The organism is Achromobacter sp. SIMBA_011 (assembly GCF_046535435.1).
Lineage (GTDB): Bacteria > Pseudomonadota > Gammaproteobacteria > Burkholderiales > Burkholderiaceae_B > Achromobacter > Achromobacter dolens.
The window spans coordinates 1-248 of sequence record NZ_JAWRWN010000982.1; the positions used below are offsets into that span (position 1 = coordinate 1).

1 protein-coding gene is annotated in these 248 nt (G+C 66.1%); it reads right to left on the bottom strand.

Features of this window, described 5'->3' with window-relative positions:
• A partial coding sequence (locus tag SB816_RS33940; RefSeq protein ID WP_410548491.1) for a molybdenum cofactor biosynthesis protein MoaE occupies positions 1–248 on the bottom strand: 248 nt, incomplete at both ends.

Consider the following 248-nt stretch of genomic DNA (forward strand, 5'->3'; position numbering starts at 1 on the left):
CTTCCTCGACGATGCTCCATAGCGCCTGCTCGGTCATCGTCGGATAGTGCTCGACTTCGAGCGCGATCACGTCGTCGACGTCGCCTTCGTTGCGCACGACGCCGAGGAAATTCACGACCGCGCCAACATTCGGATTGCGAACGATCGGCGCGATCTCGGCGCCGGCGTCGATCGCCGCGTATTGCACCCGCACCTCGAAGCCGGCGGCAATCGCCGGCGGCGGTTCGGTGTGCAGCGCGGATGGCTCG